The organism is Streptomyces sp. WM6378, from assembly GCF_001279695.1.
Taxonomy (GTDB): domain Bacteria; phylum Actinomycetota; class Actinomycetes; order Streptomycetales; family Streptomycetaceae; genus Streptomyces.
In genome coordinates, this window is sequence record NZ_LGDD01000212.1 from 64,830 (window position 1) to 82,554 (window position 17,725).

The following is a 17,725-nucleotide window of genomic DNA, read 5'->3' on the forward strand; positions in this document are numbered from 1 at the left end:
GTCAGGCGGGCGGGGGCGGCTCGGCGGGCCGGAGCTGGGTGAGGCGGGCCCGGAGTTCGGCGCCGCTGAGACGGCAGAACGGGCACGGGCGGGCGGTGGTGTCGGACGGCGGGCCGGACTTCCAGGTCAGGCCGCGCCCGCAGCGCGCACGCGCCGAGGAGATCCAGTAACTGGCGTGGTCCTCGGACCACAGGCTGTTGGGGTGGCCCGGCCAGAAGCGGGTCGACCAGGGGCCGCCCGCGACGTGGACGTAGCGGCCGTCCTCGTGATCGCTGACGCCGTGCCCGTACAGGGCGGCGTCCAGCTCGGCGTCGGGGGACAAGGAAATCTCCGTCGCTTCAGTCGCTCAGTCGCTTCGATGGCGGGCGAGGGGCCGCCGGGAGCGGGTGGGGGGACTCCCGGCGGCCGGTCCAAGGGCCGGTCAGGCGGCCAGGGTGAGGAGCTGGCGGTGGGCGGCGGTCTTCTTCTTGGTGACCTCGCCGATGTCGGACAGCGACCGCGCCGCGCGTGCCGCGAGGGTCTTGGCCTTGGCGTAGTGGTCGAGGTACTCGCCGATCGCGTTCCAGCCCGCCCATGCGGTGCCCCGGATGCTCTCCTGGGTGGCCGCGTTCTCGAACAGGCCGCGCAGGGTGTGCATGCGCGTCTCGTAGTTCTTGCGGGTGCGGGTGGTGGGGCTGGTCGGGACGGGCCACAGGTCGCGGCTGGTGACGAGCTTCTCGAACTGGCCCATGGTGAGCGGGGTGTTGATCATGCGCTCGGCCTCGTGCTCGAAGTGGTCCTGCCAGTCGAAGAGGACAGCGAGTTCGTTCTCCAGGGTGACGAGCTTCTTGAGGGCCGAGGCGGTGTGCGGGACCGACACCTTGTGCTTGGCGCCCGCGATGATGATGCGCTGCATGTTGCCGCAGTCCAGGCGGGTCGGGCCGATGTGCAGGGAGTTGGACGAGGAGCCGTCGTGGCTGCCGAAGAGGGTCAGGTGCATGTGGTGCTCGTCGATCCCGCCGATGCGCGTGATGCCGGGCAGGCTCATCGAGATGAAGAACCTCCTTCCGCCCGCGTAGGCACCCGCCTTGTGGAAGACGGCACCGGACTCGGTCCGGGCCAGGTCCAGGACCTTCTCGTACGCCTCGATCTGGACCGGGGTGTACTTGCGGCCGACGGTGCCGAGATACTCGGTCTCGCCGGTGCGCGGGTTGGTGCGGACCGTGGCGCGGGTGTCGGGCATCTGCACCGTGGTGGTCGTGACGCCGTCCTCGCTGATCTCGGAGGTCTTCGCGGTCACGTCGCCCATCAGGCGAACGTCCCAGTCACGCAGGTCGGCCATTTCCAGGGCCTCGCGGGCGGTGGTCGCCTCGCTCACGTCGGCACCCAGGATGCTCCAGGCGTCCTTGCGGCCCGGGGCACGAAGGGCGGTTCCGGCGGTGGGGATCTCAAGAACAGTCACAGGCAATAGCTCCTCAATCGACTGGGAGCCCGTCCGACTCCCTGACCCTTTAAATATTACGCATGAGGTACGCTCACGTCAAGTTAAAAGGGTCATCGGGATTGAGGCAGTCCCACGCCGCCCACGGCACACGACAAATGCCCGACAGCAGACAAGTCGTCGACTGGCAGGCAGCAGGACCAGGCGTGCGCCACACTCAGCCGTGGCGCAGGAGAGTCTTCGGAGGAAATGAACATGGCGGGGAGTACGGGCAGGCCGGCTCGGATCCGGGTGAACGCGGTCGCAGTCGTGATCATTGGAGTCGTGGCCTTCGCGGCCGCCCTGGTCGCCAACTCGGCACACCAGGCCGCGGGTACCTGGGCGGGCATCGTGGTGGTCGCCGCATGCACCGGGTGGCTCGCCAGGGACGCATGGCGCCGCCGGCAGATGGAGCGGACCAACCGCCCCGGAGGCGCCGCCTAGCAGCGAGAAGGTCCGCGACGCGGACAGCAGAGTCGGGGCCGGACAGCAGACCGAAGTCTCCCCCTCCGGTGAAGAAGGGGGTTTGCAAGACCGTCCGGCCCCTCACCACGGACACATCCGACCCGCAGCACCGAAGCGCTGGGAGAGGTGACCGTGCCCCTACTGTAGCGGCCGCACCCCGCGCGAAAGGCCCCGTCCCGACACCGGGAAGGGGCCTCGGCGTAGGCGGGTGCTCGCCGCGGCGTGGAACGTGGTGTCCCCACCGCGACCAGCGGTGATGGAGGCCCGGCGCACTCATGGCGCCGGGACACCAGCGCGAGCCCCAGGCCGGGTGACGGTGCCCGCCGGGGCCGTGAGGGACGTCTAGACGTCGAGCACCGCGGACAGGGCAGCGGAGATTGCATTGGGCGGGGCGCTCGCCCGCAGACTTCCGTGCACCTGGCCAGCTTCGACCGCCCACCCGGCAGCGGTGAGGGAGGCGTGGCAGGCGGCCTTCAGGTCGGCGCGCTCGGCACCGAGCCGCCGGGCCCGTTCGGCCAGGACACGCTCCCGTGCCGCCGGGCTGACCGCGGCACGGGAGATCTCTTCCGGGGTGAGGAGCGACGGCTTCACGATCTGCACGGAGAGCTGGGGATTGCTCGGCGTGACCTCCGGGTCGAGGCCCACCTCGAAGCCCAGCGACACGATCGCGTGCGTGGAGTCGAAGCGAGCAGGGGTGCATCCGGCGGAAACCATGACCAGCGCGGCCTCGTGACTCAGCGCCTTGTTGAAGGCGTAGCGGTCGGGCTCCACGGCCAAACTCCTTCCGGTCGCGTCGGCTTGCCCATTTTCCTCCCCGCACACGCCCCGAGGGGTCTTGTCAGAGGCGGCGGGGAGGTCGGAAGGGTCAGGCGGTCTGGCGGATGATCTGCTCGGTCTGCTCGTGGCCGTTCAGGGCGACCAGGTAGGGCACCTGCCTTTGCAGGCCGCCGCTGTTGATATCGGCGGCCTGGCGGCCGGCCTCGTCGACGTCCGCGTCCGGCGATGCGGCGCTGACGTACCTGACGGCCGCGTCGTGCACGGCCTTGTCCAGGTCGCTCGGTTCGACGCGGAGCGTGGCGGCGAGGTCCAGGAGTTGCACGGCGTGCGCGGCCTCGGCGGGGCTGAGGGGGGCATCGGCCACGATGTCGAGCACAGAAGCCACCTGGGCCGCCTGGTAGAGATCGCGGATCTCCTGGGGGATAGGGCCGCGCGGCTTGACTTCGTGTCCGTTCTCGACGGCCCACGCGCGGATCGCGGTCGCGTCGCTGCGACGGACGGAGGGACGGGGGGCGCGGACCTCGTCCGTGTCCGCCTCGGTGAGGTCGCCCTCGGAGGGCTGCATCTTCCGATTGCGGATCAGCCAGGCGCGGACCTCGGCGATGTCGCGGGCGCTGGAGGAGTCCTTGGCCGGATAGGGGTCCTCGGACATCTCCGGTGTGTACGTGCGCGCGAAGTGCTTCAACGAGTCCACGCTCACGCCCAGCTCGCGGGCCAGCGCGGTCTGCTTCAGCCGGGGCTGCTCCTGCGCGAGGCGGGCGCTTTCCTCCATGCTCGGCGCGACCGGTGCGGCGTCCGCCTCACGGAGACGCGCCTCCAGCCACTCCGCCTGCCCCGGCTCCTCCAGGTGGAGCACTTCCGCCAGCCACTCGACTGACGTCCTGACCTGCCGGGCACGGGCGAGGCGGGCCCGCTCGAAGACGTCGCGCTGACCGACGGTGAGCCCCAACTCATCCAGATAGACATGGCCGTTGACGGGCTCGGCGCCGTCGTCGATGTGCCGCAGCAGCCACACCCGCAGATCCGCCCAGGCGGGCTGGCCGTTCTTGCCCGCCGTAGGCATCGGATCGCTCTTGCGTAGGAACCAGGCCCTTACCTGGCTCCAGGACCGCTGGCCGTCCGGATTGGCGAGCGGGAAGGGGTCGGTGCTCCCGGACGGATAGCGCTCGGCGTACTTGTTCACCGCGCGCCGCGTCAGGTCGAGCAGGTCCCCCAGGGCGATGGAATCCATCAGCACCTGCGTGGGGTGGACGGCGAGAACCCTCGCGTTCACGTTGCTCGGACCGGACCGCTTGGCCGTCTGCGAAAAGGGCTGGGCGACGTACCAGTCGAGGACCGCGTCGCGGTCGCGCAGGACGGTGCGTCCCTTGCGGTCGACCTCGCCGGGGAAGGCGGGGTCCTTCACCCAGTTGTGTACGTGGGTGCGGCCGGTCGCCTCGGCGATCTGCGTGGTGGTGACGTGCTTCGGCATCTTCTTGAATGCCTTGCTAACTTCGGCGATGTTCCTCATGAGGGGGCTCCGGATGGGCGTATCGGCAGGTGATTGTGGGACTTGGTGAAAGGCTCCACCCTCCCTCTATTCGATAATGTTCTCACGATAGGGTTACTGTGTCAATTTTTAGGGTCACTCACGAGTGACGGCAGAGGACGCCCGCCGCGCCGTGCCCGGAGGGGGCCGCCGGCCGCCCGCGCGGCCTGTATCCCTGCGGCGGTCAGTCGCAGAAGGTGCGGGTGACCGCGGTGCACGCCGTCGGGGTCTGGCTCGCCCAGGCGGTGGCCGCAGGCGTCGAGGAAGCCCACGAGGCCGAGCAGCTCCAGGGCGTGGACGTCAGCCTCGCCCACGAGCATGGGGTGCACGGTGCCCGAGGAACGCACGGCGGCGTCGCGCAGCGCGGTGAGCCGAGCGGGCGTCAGTCGTGGCGGCATGTGCTCAGCCCCAGACCACGTCGCGGCCGTGCGCGGCGCACCACAGGGCGAGGGCGTGCAGCTCGAGCAGGCGCTGCTGGAGATACCCGGCCCTGCGTCCGCCCGTGTGCCAGCGGCCGCGAAAGTAGCCGTCGACGCCTGCGTCCTCGGGGGTCAGGGCGAGGGCGGCCAGCACCCGGCCGAGGAACTGCTCGGCGGGCATCTGGCCCGCGTCACCCGTTGCCGGCTCCCGGTCGGCGGCGGAAGTGGTGTCCCCCGCGCCCGGGGCGGAGGCGACTGCGGTTCCGGCCGGGTCCAGGGCTCCGAATCCGAGCAGGTGCGCCAGGCGATCCGCGTTCTGCTCGCTGACGTTCACCTCGGGCGCGTATGCCTCCGGGTCGGCGTCGTGCACATACAGCGGGTAATGCGGGCAGATGTCCGGCATCTCGCAGCCGGGCAGTGCGTCCCGCTCCGCGGGTGCGTCGAGGACTTCGGCCAGGGCCTTTTCGTACGTACGGTGGCGCACGGCGAGCTCGGTGGCCGGCCGGCAGCCGCAGCTGGCGGCGAACGCGCTGGCCGGCCGGTAGTCGGCGGTGAAGGTCACGGACACGGTCTCACCCTTGTTGTCGCAGTTCAACGGCTGAATCCGCAGGCGACGGGCGGGTGTTGCGTGTCCCGCAACACCCGCCCGGCTGGTCACAGGCGAGCTGCAGCCGGGCCGACGGTGTGGACGTTCGGGGTGAACGGGGACTCCATGCCGGGGTTGGTGTGGAACAGCAGCTTGTGGATCGCGCGGGCGGTGAGCCAGTGCTCGTCCCAGTCGCCGTCGCTGTCGATGGCGAAGCAGTTGGGAGCGAGGGTGTGGGCCCGCAGCATGACGGCGGTGACCGCCATGTCGTACGGCTTGGGCCGCACGTCGCCGGTCTTGCAGAACGAGTAGGTGAAGCCCCGCTCGTCCCGGAACTGCGGCTCCAGCTCGATGGCGAAGGTCTCGTAGTCCTCGTCCGCGGCCATCAGGCCGTTGAAGACGATCGCATCGTCGTCGATCCGCGGCACCCCGGTGCCCGCGCCGCCCGCGAGCGCGATGTTCTGGGTCTGCTCGACCAGGTCCAGGATCGCGGCCGCGTCCAGGCGCAGCTGCAGCCAGTTGGAGAGGAAGTTCTCCGCCTGGGGCGTGTACGCGAAGTAGTTGGCGTGTCCCATGAGGCAGAGCTCCTTGCGTCGGTACGGGGTCGTGGCGGCTGCCCCGGCGCTTGCGTCGCCCGAACAGCTATCCACTAATGTACTCCGCAAGGGTTATTGTGTCAAATTATGAGGGTCGCTCGTGTTGTGTGTGCCGACGGTGCGGTGGCGCCCGGGGCCCTATGCGGCCGCCGCGCCCTCTGCGGCCATGCCGCCGAGGATGCGGAGGTGGCTCTCGCAGCCCTGGGCGAGCTCCCGCATGTGCGTGTCGAGCGTCTTGTAGTCGACACCGTCCCCGAGGCGCAGGCTGCGGGCGGCCTCAACGGTCTGCTGCTCCACGGCGGTGAGCGGGTAGCCCTTCGCGACGGCGACCTCGATGTGGGCGAGAAGTTCCGGCACGCTCATGCCGGCGAACGGGAAGCCGGGCCGGTTGTGGGCACCGAGGCGAGGATTCGGCGGGATCCCGAACGTGTAGTCGCGGCGGTAGGTCTCGCACGCACGCTCGGAGCGGTCCGCGATACCGGAGAGTTCCGACACGTGCTCCGCTGCCGGGACGCCGCAGCCCTCGCACGGACCGGCGTGCTGCTGGTACTCGCGGCACACGTCGAGGTGTTGGGCGCGCGCGGCGTCCTCCGCCTGGCGAAGAGTGCTGAAGGTGTCGGGCTCGTCCCAGTCGTAGTACTGGGCGTTGACGTAGTAGTCCTGCTCGAACTGCCCGTTGTAGGACCACTGCCCCTTGGGGACGTAGGAGGCCGATGTGAGGCCGTGCGGGTCGAGGATGAGCCCGTTGTCGGCCCATACCTGGGCCGTGCAGCCGCATTCGGGGAAGCGGCGCACCCAGGAGACCGTGACGGTGTCGCCGCCCAGGGCGGCCGCTTCGAAGGCGAACGGCTCCGGGTGCCAGATCCGCTTCAACTGGTCCCAGGCGTCGGCGGGGGTGAGGGACGCGGCGACGCCGGAGGCGGTCAGAACGAGCGGCAGGGCAGGCGCAGCCACGATGCTCCTTGAAGGTTGGATGTGCGGGACGGCGGCGGGAAGTGTCGGCCTCGGCGGCGCGTGCGCGGCCGAGCGCGGTGATAGGGCGTCCTGGCGCCCGGGGGCGGATGCTTCCCGGGGCCGCTCGGGGAGGGCGGCCGCCCTCCCCGAGCGGGGCGCGGGTCAGCTACTCGGGTGCGCGCTCGGAGCCGTACAGCAACTCGTCGAGCAGCCTGAGCTTTTCCTTCGTCCGGAACGGGCAGATCTCGACCTCCGGCGGCTCGTTCCTTGTCCATGTGGGTGAGTTCACGGGCGTCGTGCAGCTCGGTGTGCTTGAGCAATGCGCCCTCGCTCTAGACAACGCGGATGTGGGGCTCACACTGAAGGCCACCGCCTGCCGCCCGGCAGCAGCGCCGATGAGCTAGGGCGTGCGGCCCTGGCGCCGGGCCGCGGCCTGGGCGCGGTCGGCGCGGATCAGCGACGCGGCCGCGCCCTCGGGGGAGTGGAACGGATCCGTGATGCCCGGTCCCGTCCACCGGCCGTCATCGGTGGGGCGCACAGGCCCGAGCTCCGTGGAGCCCATGCGGACGGACAGCTCGCCGCTCCCGGACAGGACGCCGAGCCGGGCGAAGCCGAGCGCGTCGTTGATGTCGCGGACGGTCCCCAAACGGTCGGTGTCGTCGAGCACCAGCGCGGTGGCCTCCAGCCGCTCGCCGGTCTCAGCGCTCAGCGCCGACAACTCCCGCAGGAGGCTGTCGGCCTCGCCCTGGCCGCCGGGCGCGGTCGTCGCGGCGGCTTCCCCGGCGGCGGCCCGGACCGCCTCCAACTGCGTGCTCGTCGAGCGGCAGTTGCGCGCGGAACCGGCGGACTTGTCGCCGGGCAGGGCACCCATGGCCGCTTCGATCCCGGAGAAGTCCGTCCCGGACGAGGACGTCGAGCGCAGGTCCTGCCAGATGCGGTGCAGCGTCGCCAGATCCGCGTCGGCGCCGTGCCGTACGGCATACCGTCCGGACAGACCGGCCGGCGGCTGCGCGGCGGTCGCCTCCAGGCGTACGCGGGCCTGGTGGCAGAGGGTCAGCAGTCGCGCGAGCGGGAGGCCGAGCCAGTCGCGGGCGTCGCCGGTCGACGCGTCCAGCAGGGTCTGGGCGGGGACCTGGACCCGTGGGATCAACCGCGCGATGCGGCGGCACCCGGTGCGGCTGTGCACCGCATCGAGCTCCCGGCGGACGGTCTCGAGCCCGTCGAGTATCGCGGCGACGGACGGCTCGCGCAGGGCGTAGAAGGTGAAGACCCGGGCGGTGGTGTCGATCAGGTCCTGGCGCTGCAGCGGGATCAGGCCGACCGCGACCCGCGCCTCGGGGGCACCGGAGTAGGGCGTGGGCGGAGCGTCGGGCAACCCGTGCGCGGCGATGTGGAACATGGCGGCGTCGTCGCCCGCGCTCAGCAGGCTCGGCCGGATGGGGCCGACGTCGCGGCCGACCCGGGCGCGGTGTCCCCCGCCGCTGCAGGAGCGCACCTGTCCCACGGCGCGGCCGTCCGGGTCCAGGAGGTCGTGGTCCTCGGGTCCGGCCGGCCGCAGCCGGAAGGCGGGGAAGGAGTCGAGCGGTCGGGTATCCACGTAGATCGCTTTCGGTAGAGGAGGAGCGTGGCACCCGGGTCCCGCCCCTCGGGGCGGGCCGTGCCGGGCCGTCAGAGGCCGTAGGGGTGGGTGCGAGCGCGCGCCACCAGCTGGTTGCGGACCTCCGTCGCGCGGGACTCGTTCAGCCCCAGGTCCGAGATGACGGCGAGCGCGCGCTCTTCGCGCCGGCGGGCACGGGCCATGTCGGTGCGGGCCTGATGGGCGTCCGTCAGGACACGCGCGGCGAGTAGTTCACGCGCGGCGGTGACCACCGGGCGCAGCTCGTCGAGGTGGTCGGCGAGGACACGCCCGGCGTGGTCGGCGACCGGCTCACGCATGACCTGGACCGAAGCGAGGTATCCCGACTGTTTGCTGCGCACGGAATGCAGCTGCCAGGCGGCCCCATCGGCCCGGGTGAAGTAGACGTAGAAGACCAGCGGGATCCGGTAGTGGGTGCGGACCTCGGCGAAGAGCCCTAGGACCGGATCGTCGCTGGGACCGGGGCGCGTGGGGCTGAAGGTGATGGTGGCGGGCCTGCCGTCGAGGTCGTGGGAGACCGTCACCGAGGGCGGGCCCTGGCGGTAGTCGATCGGCGGGGTGTTGTGTGGATCAGGAATGGCGAGTCCTCAATTCACGTCACGGTGGGGTGAGCTGGGGCGGTCAGGCCGTCCGCAGGAGCAGCCGCAGGGCCTCGGGGCGGATCTCGTTGTCCTGGACGACAGTGCCGTCTGGGGCCGTCCAGAACGCCAAGGTGGTGCCGTCCCGGTCGATGACGGTGCGCATCAGGGTGCGGGAGCCGTCGGCGACGACGTCGCCGCGACGGAAGGGACCGGGAAGGACTTCGATGTTCAGGTCGTCCTCGGACTCGAAATCGATGTACGTGCGCGACGTGAGCTCGAGCTGGCCCGGCGCGTGCCGCTCAACGGTCCCTGCGATCACGACGCGTACGTGGTCGCCGGGGGACAGGCGAGGGATCGGCATGAGACTCCTCTGTGAAGGGGTGCGCGGCCCAGAGGCCGGCCATCGGGCTGACCGGCGCAGGGAAAGTGGTGTCCCCTCGCGGCCGGCGCGGGGATCAGACGGCGAGGGTGAGCGCGGCGCCGCGCTCCGGCGTGACGGCCGGCGCGGGGACGGAGGTGGCGATGATGACCATGACGAGCTCGTCCGGCCGCCACACGAAGGACTCGCCGTCGAGCGCGAGCGAGTCGCCCGCGGTGTCCATCACCGGCTGGGCCTGGTAGGTGGCGTAGGTGTGCACGGCCCAGAAGATCCCGCGCCGGGCCGCGGTCGGCTGCTCGCAGTCGCCCAGGTACCAGTCGCCCGGCTGAACGTCCCGGGCGGGGATCACCCGCAGCCCGGCGGGGTCGATCCCGGCCGGCGGCTGCTGGTAGGCGTATCCGAGGGAGTCGGCCAGAGGCCGAGCGGTCACGATGACCGGGATGAAAGCGGCGTCCATGACGGCCATGAGCAGACTCCTCGGCTAGGGGGGTGCGTAGTGGTCTACGGCCCGGTGCTTGCTTCACCGAACCCGACAACATAAATGTACCCCACAAGGGTTAGTAAGGCAATTTAAAAGGGTCACGAAAGTTGGGGAAGTGCGCTGCAGACCCCGCGCGTCATCCCCTCGACCGCGCTGCACCGCCAGCGACCGGAGCTCCTTTACTCCCGGCTGATGCAGCAGCCACCGCCCATGACAGCGCATTGGAGCCGGGCCCAATGCTGCGCCTCGCTGCGCCTGTGACCTGCGCATTCGCATTCCGCTGCAGGGCAGACGTCGCCGGACGCGGGACGCAGCGCCGCGCAGCGCGGCCCCCGCTGCCCTGGGGAGTGCCGATTGCAGCCGCTGCCTGCTGCCCGGGGCAGCACGAGCTGCTGCACGCGGGCGGGGTCGAAAGCGACTGCGCGGTCCCCGGCCGGAGTTGAGCGTCGCCCCTCCGGGGCGGGGCACGTCCGGCGCCGGCGTCAGGACAGCATCCCTTTCAGCTTCGCCGTTCCGTCCGTGATCTCCTCGTCGAGGCGTTGCAGGTCCCGCAGGATGTCCGACGGAGGCCGGTTGACCACCGCTTTGTGGTCAACCTCCTGGTAGCGGTTCAGGGACAGGTCGTAGCCCCGCGCAGGGATGTCTGCATTGGGAACCGTGAAGGGCTGCTCGGAGCCGTCCCTGCGGCGCCAACGGATCAGCAGGTCTGGGAGGTTGTTCTTCGCGTGCTCCTCGCGCCGCCGGACGACTCTGCACCACGAGCCCGGGGCCGGCGGGAGACGCCCGCCCTCACGGGTCGTGGAAGACGAGATGGGCCGCATACCGGGTGGGCGGAGTTCCGTCGCGGTGCCGTACGAGGATCAATCCGTCCGTGCCGGCGTCGTGCCACACGCCGTCATGGTCAATGGGCGACACCACGCCGGTGCGCTCGCCGTCGGCCGTACGGATCACCACGCGCTGGCCCCACTGCAGCCGAGCCGGGTCAACCGGCTGCCCGGTCAGCCACGGCAGCACGTTGTCCCGGTAGCAGTAGAGGCTGCCGAGCTCTTCGAGCAGCCGCTTGCCGATGATGCACCGCTCGAAGGTGCTCCAGAAGGTATGCGCGCGCCGGCACAGCGAGCAGCGCGCGGATTCCTCGTAGATCGCACGGGCCAGGTGGGCGCGGCAGTCCTCGATCTGCGGCCCGGTGGGGCGCAGCGTCTCGTCGACGTAGACCAGGCTGCTCGGAGTGGCGCAGTCGTCCGTGCCGTCGCGTCCTTCGAGGACGACCTGCCGGTGGCGGGACGATGCGTCCAGTCGCGTACGGAGCACGGTGCGCGGAGTCCGGTCGGGGTCGCGGGCCTGGAAGACCAGCGATCCCGCCGGGTACTGCAGGACCGACTCCACCGGACGGCGCACACGGCGCGTACGGCGTTCGGGTCCCTTCGGGGTGCTGGGCGTCGTGGGTGTTGCCGAGGGCTCATGTGACGGGATCAGAGGAGAAGTCACCGGGCGCCCGCCCCACTGCGGACGGCCGCGGGCCCGCTACCTGCGGGGAACCCGGCGAAGGTGCCGGCTCCGAGCGTGATGGTGGGCCGCGGCCGTGGCCCACGGGTGACCGTTCCCATCGACAGATGCCGTTCGTAGGCCATGGCCGGCCCCAGCTCGTAGTCCCAGCCGTACGGCAGATCGTCGAGGGTGACGTCCCGGTAGGTGCGTTCGATGACGACCTCCATCGGCACCAGGTCGTCCGGGGTCCGGGTGCACCGATGGCACTCGCGCATGTCTCCCTCGCCAGGCAGGCGATGGAGCATCTCCCAGTCGGTGCGGCCGTGCTCGCGCCGGTGAATCCCGGCGAGCCGGGCCAGCTCGGCGCGCACGGCGTCGCCGGTCGTCAGCACGGTGGGCCCCTGGCCGTAGAACCGGTAGAAGAGGGAGCTGTCCGGGTTGGGCGGCGCTGGCGTCGGCTCACCGGGGCCCGGCAGCGCGTCCAGCGCGATCGGCCGCGCCGTGGTGATCGTGTGCTCCTCGGCCAGGCGGTCCACGACGCTCCACTTCTCGGCGAACGCCCAGTGACCGCGGACGGCGTAGGGGACGCTGATGTGCGCCCGGTCCGTGGCGCTGCGGGCGCGGTAGTGCCGGGAGTGGATGATCCACGCGACGTGGTGGAACCGGGCCAGGCGGAAGACGTGGTCGGGATCGACGGTCATGCGCGGCGCGGGCAGGTGGGGCTCGTCCGGCTCGAAGAGGAGGTGGACCCCGTCGCTCAGGTCAGAGCCGTGCCCGTCCAGCGCGGCGATGCTCGCCGGCCGGAGGCCGTCCGTGATGACGACGGCGCCGGCGTACAGGTCCTTGGCTGCGATGCTGTGCATGTGCTCCTTCAGGTCGTTTGGTGAAGTGCCGTACGGCCCGAACTCCTCCGGTAGCCGCGCCCCGGACCGGTCAGCCGGTGGTGGTCGTGGCCGAGCCGGTGAGGGCCGCATCGAAAACGAGATCGCGCGCCTCGCGGGGTTCCAGCAGTGCGGCGATGCGGAGCTGCTGGATCGTCTCGGGCATGTCCCAGGGGCCGAAGGTGCGGCCGGGCAAGGCGGAGAACTCGGCGGTGTAGCGGCCGCGGCCGGGGGCGGCGTGGACGGTGACGGTCGTGGTGACCACGAGGCGGGACTCCTTCGGGAAGGCAGGCTGCCGGCGGCCCGGCGGGTGGTGTCCCCCTGGGCGTGGCATGGATCTGGCTGATCTCGAAGGAGAACGAAGCCCCCTCTATACATTCCCTAATGTACTCGCCTACTTCAATGCGTCAAGTTAATAGGGTCACAGGAAGGGGGTGCGGCCTAGGGTTGGCCCGTCTCGGACGCCGAAGAGTCGCTGCTCGGCGGAACGGCGCGGGCAGGAGCCGGTTGCGGCCGATATCCGGGAGCGGAGGCCCAGGCCGCGTAACGACGGCCGGCCCGGGTCGTTGGTGGTGTGGGGCGTCTGGTGGGGTCGCCCCCGGTCCCGGGAGCGTACGGCCCGGCTGGCCCGAAGGTGCCCCGCATCATCCCCACCGGCCACCCCTCCGGCATGACGTCCGGCAAGGTTCGCCGAGCCGCACCACGCGAAGGCGCGTCGACCGGCACCCCGCCCGCCCCGGCTCGCCTCCGGGGGCGGCCTCACTCTGACGGCGATCAACGCCCCTTCGGGTATCGCCTCGCCAAGGTGGAGCGGATGCAGCGAGCCCTCGGCGCGGCCAACGGATCCCCCTGATGCTGCATGGCCGGACTTCATGCAGCACGCCGCCCTGCAGCGAGGCGCCGGCCCGCCGTGCTGCCCGGCACGCTGCCCCCAGCGCTCCGCAGAAGCAAAGGACGGGGAGCAGCGCGCGACGGGCAAGGCTGCTGCGCGAGCGCTCCGGGCGCGCCGCTGCCGCCGCTGCTCCTGGCTGCTGCCGCTCTGATCTGCGGAAACGTGAGGCAGCGCGGCCGAGCAGCAGACGGTGGCGGGCTGCGCAGCACGTGCAGCACAGCCCGGCGCGCTGCGCACTCCCGGGTGCTCGCCGAGAGTGCTGCGCGCGGCTGCTGCTGCAGCCCACCGGCGTGCAGCGGACTGGACGGGCTACCAGGCGACGTTGATCAGATACTCGCCCGGCTCCAGGTGCCCGCTGCACGCGAGGTCGTGCAGCAGCGCCCCGGGGTACGGGTCGTAGCCGAGGGTGCCGGCCCGCCACCTGCCGAGCGTCTCCGCGACCTCGGGGTCCAGGCCCTCGCGCCAGGTGAAGTGTGATCCCGCTTCGGCGTCCGGGTCGTAGTGCTCGTAGTTCGCGGACACCTTTACCGCGTGGAGCGCGCCGTTGTGCGCTTCGAGGCCGCGAATCACGCTGTACGGCAGGCCGTAGTGCGCGGTGATGAAGTTCTCGAGGTCCTTGTACTCGACGTGCAGGTAGGCCTTGGTCGTCGTCTTGAGGGGCAAGTCGGGTCCTTCCGTTCGGGGAAGGCCCCGGCCGTCGGCCGGGGCCGGTGGGGCGGTTCAGGCCGCCGGGGCTCGGTTGAGGTGGATGGCGCTGGCGCTCGGCTCGCCGAAGTGGCGGCGGCCGCCGACGGTGACGGCGATCCACGCGGGGCGGCACTGCTCGGGATTTCCGTACTGGGCCAGCAGCGGCGCCGTGACGGTGGCGACGGCGGTACGGCTCGGGCCGCCGCTCCAGCCGACGGTGATCTCGTAGCGCTGCATCCCGTGCCCGCGGCCGCAGCGCACGGAGAACTTCACCCCGGGGAAGGTGCGGCGCAGCAGCCGACGCAGGTACTCCGCCGTGGCTCGCATCGTCAGGCCCAGCACGGCGTTCATCAGCTCGTCCTCGGAGGGTTCCGGGATGACGGAGGTGTGGCGGACGTGGGTGACGCCGGTGGGCCGACCGTCGGCGGTGCGCAGCTCGTAGCGGGTCGCGGGCAGGCCCCGGAGGACGTCGGCGGCGCACATGCCGCAGGAACACGGCTGGACCGTCGCCGGGCCGTGGAGGCGCGTCGCGGTGCCGACGTAGCGGACCGCGGCGCCCGGGGTGAGGCGCAGGGCGAGGTAGGCGGCGCTGAGGCGGCGGGCGGTGGCGGAGGTCATGGCGCACGTCCTTCGGTCGGGGAGTTCGTGGTGGCCGGTCGGGCGCTTGCGTCGCCGTCCCTGCAATCACTAATGTACCCGAAGAGGGTGCGTAAATCAAGTATGAAGGGGCATTGTTCGGGACCTCTGCGCGCTGGGACGGGTGCGGGACCGTGCTCCCCGGACGGGCCGGCGCACCCCCTACCCGTACGGCCCGGCCCAGTCCTCGGCGCTCATGTACTGGTGGGCGTTCTCGCCGCCGTGGGCGCGGACCAGAGCATGCAGCAGGTTGGCCGGGACCGGACCGAACCACAGGGTGGCCGCGGCGTCGTACGGGTCCTGGCGCGGGCTTGCGGGAAGCGGCGCGGGCCATTCGGCGGGCGCGGCGAGCGGCGGGACCAGGCCCACCTGGAGCGCGTCGTAGGGGCACGCGAAATCGGCGGGCGCACTCGCGGGCAGATCCCACCGGGAGGGGCGCGGCGAGGCGGGCCGAGGGCTGCACTGACTGGTGTGGCCCGTAATGATCTGGATCTCGAACCAGTCCTCCAGGCGCACCTGGAGGACGGCGCCGGCGGTGCCGCTCGCGATGGCGGCGTCGGTGATCTCTGTGCGCATGACTGCTTCCTGTCGAGTCGGGACGGGCCCCGCGGAGGGCCTGACGGGCGGGCCGGCGGGTGTCACGCACCCTGCTCACGGAGGGGTGTCACGGAGGCTGTCACGCCCGGGAGCGTGACAGCTGTGACCTGCTAAAACGTGCTCTGAAGGGCGATTTCGGGGCCGCCGCACCTTCCGGCTCGGCGGCGTGACAGGCGGGACTCAGCAGGAGAAGCGGCGGGGGCGGGAGAGGGGGATCTCGGTGCACCCGGGGTGCAGGGCGCTCGGGCCGGTGACGCCGCGCTGGTCGAACTCGCTCGCGTCGTAGAGCCAGGGGCGACTCCGCCGGTCCCAACGTCCGCTGTAGTTGGGGCCAGCCGTGCGCGGAGCGAACGCCCACGCGTGAGACTGCGCCCAGTCGCCTTCCCGCGGGCCGCCGCTGAGGGTGTCCAGGCACGTCCAGGCGAGCGGCGTGAAGTGGCGCCGCAGGGGGTGCTTCACGTCCTCCCACCCCCACTCCTGCGAGAGGTACTCCGCCTCCAGGGACTTGAGCTGGGAGAGGCTCGCACCGTAGTGGTGCAGGATCGCGGCCGCGAGCGTCGCGGGCTTGCCGTGGTACACGAACTGCGTGAACTCCGGGTGCGCGTCGTCGGCGCGCAGCGGGTTGCCGTCGAGGAGTTCGTGGAGGGTCTGGTGGAGGTCGCTGGCGGTGTGGCGGACGCGCGGCATGTTCGGCTCCTCGGGGTGGCGGGTTCGTGGTGTCGCCGTGGTGCTTGCATCACCTCGACATTCACTAATGTACTCCAATAGGGCGCTATCGTCAAACCTGTACCACTGTGAAGGGGGCGGCGGATGCCGTCAGCTTCCGCCGAGGGCCCGGCGCCGGCGCTCGTCCGCCTCGGCCTGCGCCGCCGCGGACCGTGCGGAGAACAGACGCCGGTACCGATCCAGATCGCAGTCCTTGAGCGGCTGGGCCATGGCGGCGCTGTACGCCTCGAAGGAGGGGCGCCGAACCTCGGAGGCGGTCACCGGCCGTTTGCCTCGTCGGCGCACGGCGTGGCGTACGACAGGGGCGCGGGCTCGTCCACCCAACCCAGCACACGGCGTGCGCGCTGACGCCACGACGGGCCGCCGAACCCCCTCGCGCACGCACCGCACACGATCCGCCGCACATCTCGAACATCTCTGCCGGGGACGCGGTCAGGCAGCGGGGGCAGCACCCCTCGGTCCATGCCGGGGGTGGCACGGCGTGTTCACCAAACCCGTGATGATCACGCGGCCGCAGTGTGTGCACGCGGCTCCGAAGAGGGCGTAGTGGTCGCAGCGGGGGCAGAGCTGCGCGGCGGTCGTCGTGGCGGCGGAATTGGCGGTCGTGACGGGACTCCTCGGCGAACTTGGTCGGGGCGGCGCTGGCGGGGGTGTCGGACGCCGGGAAACGGCGGGGACGGGGGCCGGTGCTCAGCGCAGCTGGCGCCGGGTGGTGACGGAGTAGCGGGTTAGCTGGATCCAGTCGCAGCCGCCGTGGACGTACAGGTCGCCGGTAGAGGGGTCCTCGCCGGACCGGTCGACGTCGAGCGTGCTGTAGCGGGCGAGGTCGCGCACGAGGTCGAGGAAGTCGTCGGCCGCCAGGTCCCGGTCGGTGTAGACGCCTTTGACTGAGCCGCCCTCGTAGTCCTCGCCGGCTTCGAGGATCCACACGCTCGGCCCCTGGCTGTCGGTGGAGTGCTCGGTGGCGGTGGTGGCGAGCTCAGACATGGGCGCTACTCCCTTTCGAGGCGGGGGCCGTGGTGGTCGAGGTGGGCTTGCCTCCCCCCTCTATCTATTCACGAATGTACTCTAGAGATTCCATTCCAGTCAAACTAAAAGGGCGCATGGGTGTGGTGTGGGCGGTGATGCTGCGCGCCGGACCGGATGTGGGCGGGCGCCGCCCGCCCCCCCGGGACGGCCCTGACCAGGGCTCCGGGCGCAGAGGTTGGCGCGCGAGCCGGGCACCTCCCGCGCAGCCGGCGGCTGCAGCCGACAACGTGGTGTCCCCCTGCCCCCGGGCGGCGCGCAAGGTGGGCCCGGCGGCCGGGGAATGTGACGGCGGGACGCTCTTGAGGCGCCCCGCCCGGTGGTCACTTGCTGTACGCGGCCCGGTCGCCGGGCTCCCACACGAAGCTCTCGCCAATCCAGTCGTCGTCCGCCGTGTCGTTGTTGACCGGCTCGGTGAGTGCGGCCGCAACGGTGGCGCGGCGGTGGGCGATGTAGTGCAGGGCGAGCAGCGCCGAGAGGGCGCCGAGCGCGGCGAGCGTTCCGGAGGTCGGCGGCGGGACGGCGGCGTAAGCGCGGTCGATGGCCAGGGCCGTCATCAATGCGAGCGCCACGAGCAGGCCCAGCAAGTCCGTGACGATCGCGAGGGCGGCCCATCCCCGGCGCACGCTCAACGGCCGGTGCTCCCAGGGGCGGGGCGGGCCCTCGGGGGCGAGAGCGTGCGCCAGCAGCATCACGCCGAGCTGAACGCCTCCGAGGAGGGCGAGGAGGACCGCCGTTGCTGCGCCTCCGTAGGTGACGGCCGTCAGCAGGCCGGGCAGCAGCATGAGCAGGACGAGGTGGTGCAGGAGGGTGCACTGGCGGTGTGGGCAGGCGCGGGTGGGCAGGTGGCCCTGGTCGGCGTTCACAGCGGAGTCTCCCGGGCGGAGTTGAGGTACACGCGGGCGCGGGGCCGGTGGCCGGGCAGGAGCGC

Annotated in this window: 25 protein-coding genes; 1 reads left to right on the top strand and 24 read right to left on the bottom strand. The window is 71.4% G+C overall.

The features are described 5' to 3' along the window. Position 1: 1 nt before the first annotated feature. The gene (locus tag ADK54_RS17520; protein WP_053726581.1) at positions 2–322 is read right to left on the bottom strand and encodes a hypothetical protein; all 321 of its coding nucleotides are present in this window, start codon (positions 320–322) and stop codon (positions 2–4) included. Positions 323–421: 99 nt separating this feature from the next. After that, a complete protein-coding gene (locus ADK54_RS17525) occupies positions 422–1,441 on the bottom strand; it encodes a DUF932 domain-containing protein (protein WP_053726582.1) in 1,020 nt (339 codons plus the stop codon). A gap of 234 nt (positions 1,442–1,675) precedes the next feature. Between ADK54_RS17525 and ADK54_RS17530 the strand changes: the two genes are divergently transcribed. Beyond that, positions 1,676–1,903 carry a hypothetical protein gene (locus ADK54_RS17530; RefSeq protein WP_159047808.1) on the top strand — a complete coding sequence of 76 codons (228 nt, stop codon included), beginning with the start codon at positions 1,676–1,678 and terminating at the stop codon, positions 1,901–1,903. Between the two features lie 363 nt (positions 1,904–2,266). Here the strand turns inward: ADK54_RS17530 and ADK54_RS17535 are convergent, their stop codons facing one another. From ADK54_RS17535 to ADK54_RS17635, 22 genes are all read right to left on the bottom strand, one after another. Beyond that, positions 2,267–2,695, bottom strand: a complete 429-nt coding sequence (locus ADK54_RS17535) for a hypothetical protein (RefSeq protein WP_053726584.1) — start codon at positions 2,693–2,695, stop codon at positions 2,267–2,269. Between the two features lie 94 nt (positions 2,696–2,789). Then, on the bottom strand, positions 2,790–4,211 hold the full coding sequence (locus ADK54_RS48280; RefSeq protein WP_053726585.1) for an Lsr2 dimerization domain-containing protein: 1,422 nt from the start codon (positions 4,209–4,211) through the stop codon (positions 2,790–2,792). A 101-nt stretch (positions 4,212–4,312) separates the two neighbouring features. Continuing rightward, entirely contained in the window at positions 4,313–4,627 is a 315-nt protein-coding gene (locus tag ADK54_RS17545; protein WP_053726586.1) for a hypothetical protein, read from the bottom strand. A gap of 4 nt (positions 4,628–4,631) precedes the next feature. Further along, positions 4,632–5,216: a hypothetical protein gene (locus ADK54_RS17550; RefSeq protein WP_159047809.1), complete on the bottom strand. Its 585-nt coding sequence runs from the start codon at positions 5,214–5,216 to the stop codon at positions 4,632–4,634. An 86-nt stretch (positions 5,217–5,302) separates the two neighbouring features. Then, positions 5,303–5,809, bottom strand: a complete 507-nt coding sequence (locus ADK54_RS17555; protein ID WP_053726588.1) for a hypothetical protein — start codon at positions 5,807–5,809, stop codon at positions 5,303–5,305. Between the two features lie 159 nt (positions 5,810–5,968). Then, entirely contained in the window at positions 5,969–6,784 is an 816-nt protein-coding gene (locus ADK54_RS17560; RefSeq protein WP_053726589.1) for a hypothetical protein, read from the bottom strand. A 166-nt stretch (positions 6,785–6,950) separates the two neighbouring features. Continuing rightward, entirely contained in the window at positions 6,951–7,073 is a 123-nt protein-coding gene (locus ADK54_RS48285; RefSeq protein WP_267887018.1) for a hypothetical protein, read from the bottom strand. A 111-nt stretch (positions 7,074–7,184) separates the two neighbouring features. After that, positions 7,185–8,381: a hypothetical protein gene (locus ADK54_RS17570; protein ID WP_053726591.1), complete on the bottom strand. Its 1,197-nt coding sequence runs from the start codon at positions 8,379–8,381 to the stop codon at positions 7,185–7,187. Between the two features lie 71 nt (positions 8,382–8,452). Continuing rightward, complete coding sequence (locus tag ADK54_RS17575; RefSeq protein WP_053726592.1) at positions 8,453–8,944, bottom strand: hypothetical protein; 492 nt, start codon at positions 8,942–8,944, stop codon at positions 8,453–8,455. Between the two features lie 97 nt (positions 8,945–9,041). Beyond that, a complete protein-coding gene (locus tag ADK54_RS17580; protein WP_053726593.1) occupies positions 9,042–9,362 on the bottom strand; it encodes a hypothetical protein in 321 nt (106 codons plus the stop codon). 94 nt (positions 9,363–9,456) lie between these two features. Next, on the bottom strand, positions 9,457–9,846 hold the full coding sequence (locus ADK54_RS17585; RefSeq protein ID WP_053726594.1) for a hypothetical protein: 390 nt from the start codon (positions 9,844–9,846) through the stop codon (positions 9,457–9,459). 497 nt (positions 9,847–10,343) lie between these two features. Beyond that, a complete protein-coding gene (locus ADK54_RS17590; RefSeq protein ID WP_053726595.1) occupies positions 10,344–10,682 on the bottom strand; it encodes a hypothetical protein in 339 nt (112 codons plus the stop codon). Further along, entirely contained in the window at positions 10,651–11,247 is a 597-nt protein-coding gene (locus tag ADK54_RS17595) for a hypothetical protein (protein ID WP_053726596.1), read from the bottom strand. Before ADK54_RS17595 ends, ADK54_RS17590 begins: the two co-directional genes overlap by 32 nt. A gap of 98 nt (positions 11,248–11,345) precedes the next feature. Next, positions 11,346–12,212 carry a hypothetical protein gene (locus tag ADK54_RS17600; protein ID WP_053726597.1) on the bottom strand — a complete coding sequence of 289 codons (867 nt, stop codon included), beginning with the start codon at positions 12,210–12,212 and terminating at the stop codon, positions 11,346–11,348. Positions 12,213–12,282: 70 nt separating this feature from the next. Further along, positions 12,283–12,495: a hypothetical protein gene (locus ADK54_RS17605; protein ID WP_053726598.1), complete on the bottom strand. Its 213-nt coding sequence runs from the start codon at positions 12,493–12,495 to the stop codon at positions 12,283–12,285. 936 nt (positions 12,496–13,431) lie between these two features. Beyond that, positions 13,432–13,785 (bottom strand): hypothetical protein, encoded by a 354-nt coding sequence (locus ADK54_RS17610; RefSeq protein WP_053726599.1) that lies wholly within the window; start codon positions 13,783–13,785, stop codon positions 13,432–13,434. Positions 13,786–13,842: 57 nt separating this feature from the next. Further along, complete coding sequence (locus ADK54_RS17615; protein WP_053726600.1) at positions 13,843–14,427, bottom strand: LPD29 domain-containing protein; 585 nt, start codon at positions 14,425–14,427, stop codon at positions 13,843–13,845. A gap of 180 nt (positions 14,428–14,607) precedes the next feature. After that, positions 14,608–15,021 carry a hypothetical protein gene (locus tag ADK54_RS17620; protein ID WP_053726601.1) on the bottom strand — a complete coding sequence of 138 codons (414 nt, stop codon included), beginning with the start codon at positions 15,019–15,021 and terminating at the stop codon, positions 14,608–14,610. 201 nt (positions 15,022–15,222) lie between these two features. Next, complete coding sequence (locus tag ADK54_RS17625) at positions 15,223–15,729, bottom strand: hypothetical protein (protein ID WP_053726602.1); 507 nt, start codon at positions 15,727–15,729, stop codon at positions 15,223–15,225. 129 nt (positions 15,730–15,858) lie between these two features. Then, positions 15,859–16,029, bottom strand: coding sequence for a hypothetical protein (locus ADK54_RS46045; RefSeq protein WP_159047811.1), 171 nt, complete (start codon positions 16,027–16,029; stop codon positions 15,859–15,861). A 429-nt stretch (positions 16,030–16,458) separates the two neighbouring features. After that, a complete protein-coding gene (locus ADK54_RS17630) occupies positions 16,459–16,755 on the bottom strand; it encodes a hypothetical protein (RefSeq protein WP_053726603.1) in 297 nt (98 codons plus the stop codon). Between the two features lie 362 nt (positions 16,756–17,117). Then, a complete protein-coding gene (locus tag ADK54_RS17635) occupies positions 17,118–17,660 on the bottom strand; it encodes a hypothetical protein (RefSeq protein ID WP_053726604.1) in 543 nt (180 codons plus the stop codon). Positions 17,661–17,725 lie beyond the last annotated feature (65 nt).

Bases quoted from the DNA above. Each gene is read 5' to 3' on its own strand.
- ADK54_RS17580 (WP_053726593.1), bottom strand. From the start codon at position 9,362: ATGCCGATCCCTCGCCTGTCCCCCGGCGACCACGTACGCGTCGTGATC.
- ADK54_RS17600 (WP_053726597.1), bottom strand. From the start codon at position 12,212: ATGCACAGCATCGCAGCCAAGGACCTGTACGCCGGCGCCGTCGTCATC.
- ADK54_RS17630 (WP_053726603.1), bottom strand. From the start codon at position 16,755: ATGTCTGAGCTCGCCACCACCGCCACCGAGCACTCCACCGACAGCCAG.
- ADK54_RS17530 (WP_159047808.1), top strand. From the start codon at position 1,676: ATGGCGGGGAGTACGGGCAGGCCGGCTCGGATCCGGGTGAACGCGGTC.
- ADK54_RS17615 (WP_053726600.1), bottom strand. From the start codon at position 14,427: ATGACCTCCGCCACCGCCCGCCGCCTCAGCGCCGCCTACCTCGCCCTG.
- ADK54_RS17545 (WP_053726586.1), bottom strand. From the start codon at position 4,627: ATGCCGCCACGACTGACGCCCGCTCGGCTCACCGCGCTGCGCGACGCC.
- ADK54_RS17555 (WP_053726588.1), bottom strand. From the start codon at position 5,809: ATGGGACACGCCAACTACTTCGCGTACACGCCCCAGGCGGAGAACTTC.
- ADK54_RS17590 (WP_053726595.1), bottom strand. From the start codon at position 10,682: ATGCGGCCCATCTCGTCTTCCACGACCCGTGAGGGCGGGCGTCTCCCG.
- ADK54_RS17620 (WP_053726601.1), bottom strand. From the start codon at position 15,021: ATGCGCACAGAGATCACCGACGCCGCCATCGCGAGCGGCACCGCCGGC.
- ADK54_RS17625 (WP_053726602.1), bottom strand. From the start codon at position 15,729: ATGCCGCGCGTCCGCCACACCGCCAGCGACCTCCACCAGACCCTCCAC.
- ADK54_RS48280 (WP_053726585.1), bottom strand. From the start codon at position 4,211: ATGAGGAACATCGCCGAAGTTAGCAAGGCATTCAAGAAGATGCCGAAG.
- ADK54_RS17585 (WP_053726594.1), bottom strand. From the start codon at position 9,846: ATGGCCGTCATGGACGCCGCTTTCATCCCGGTCATCGTGACCGCTCGG.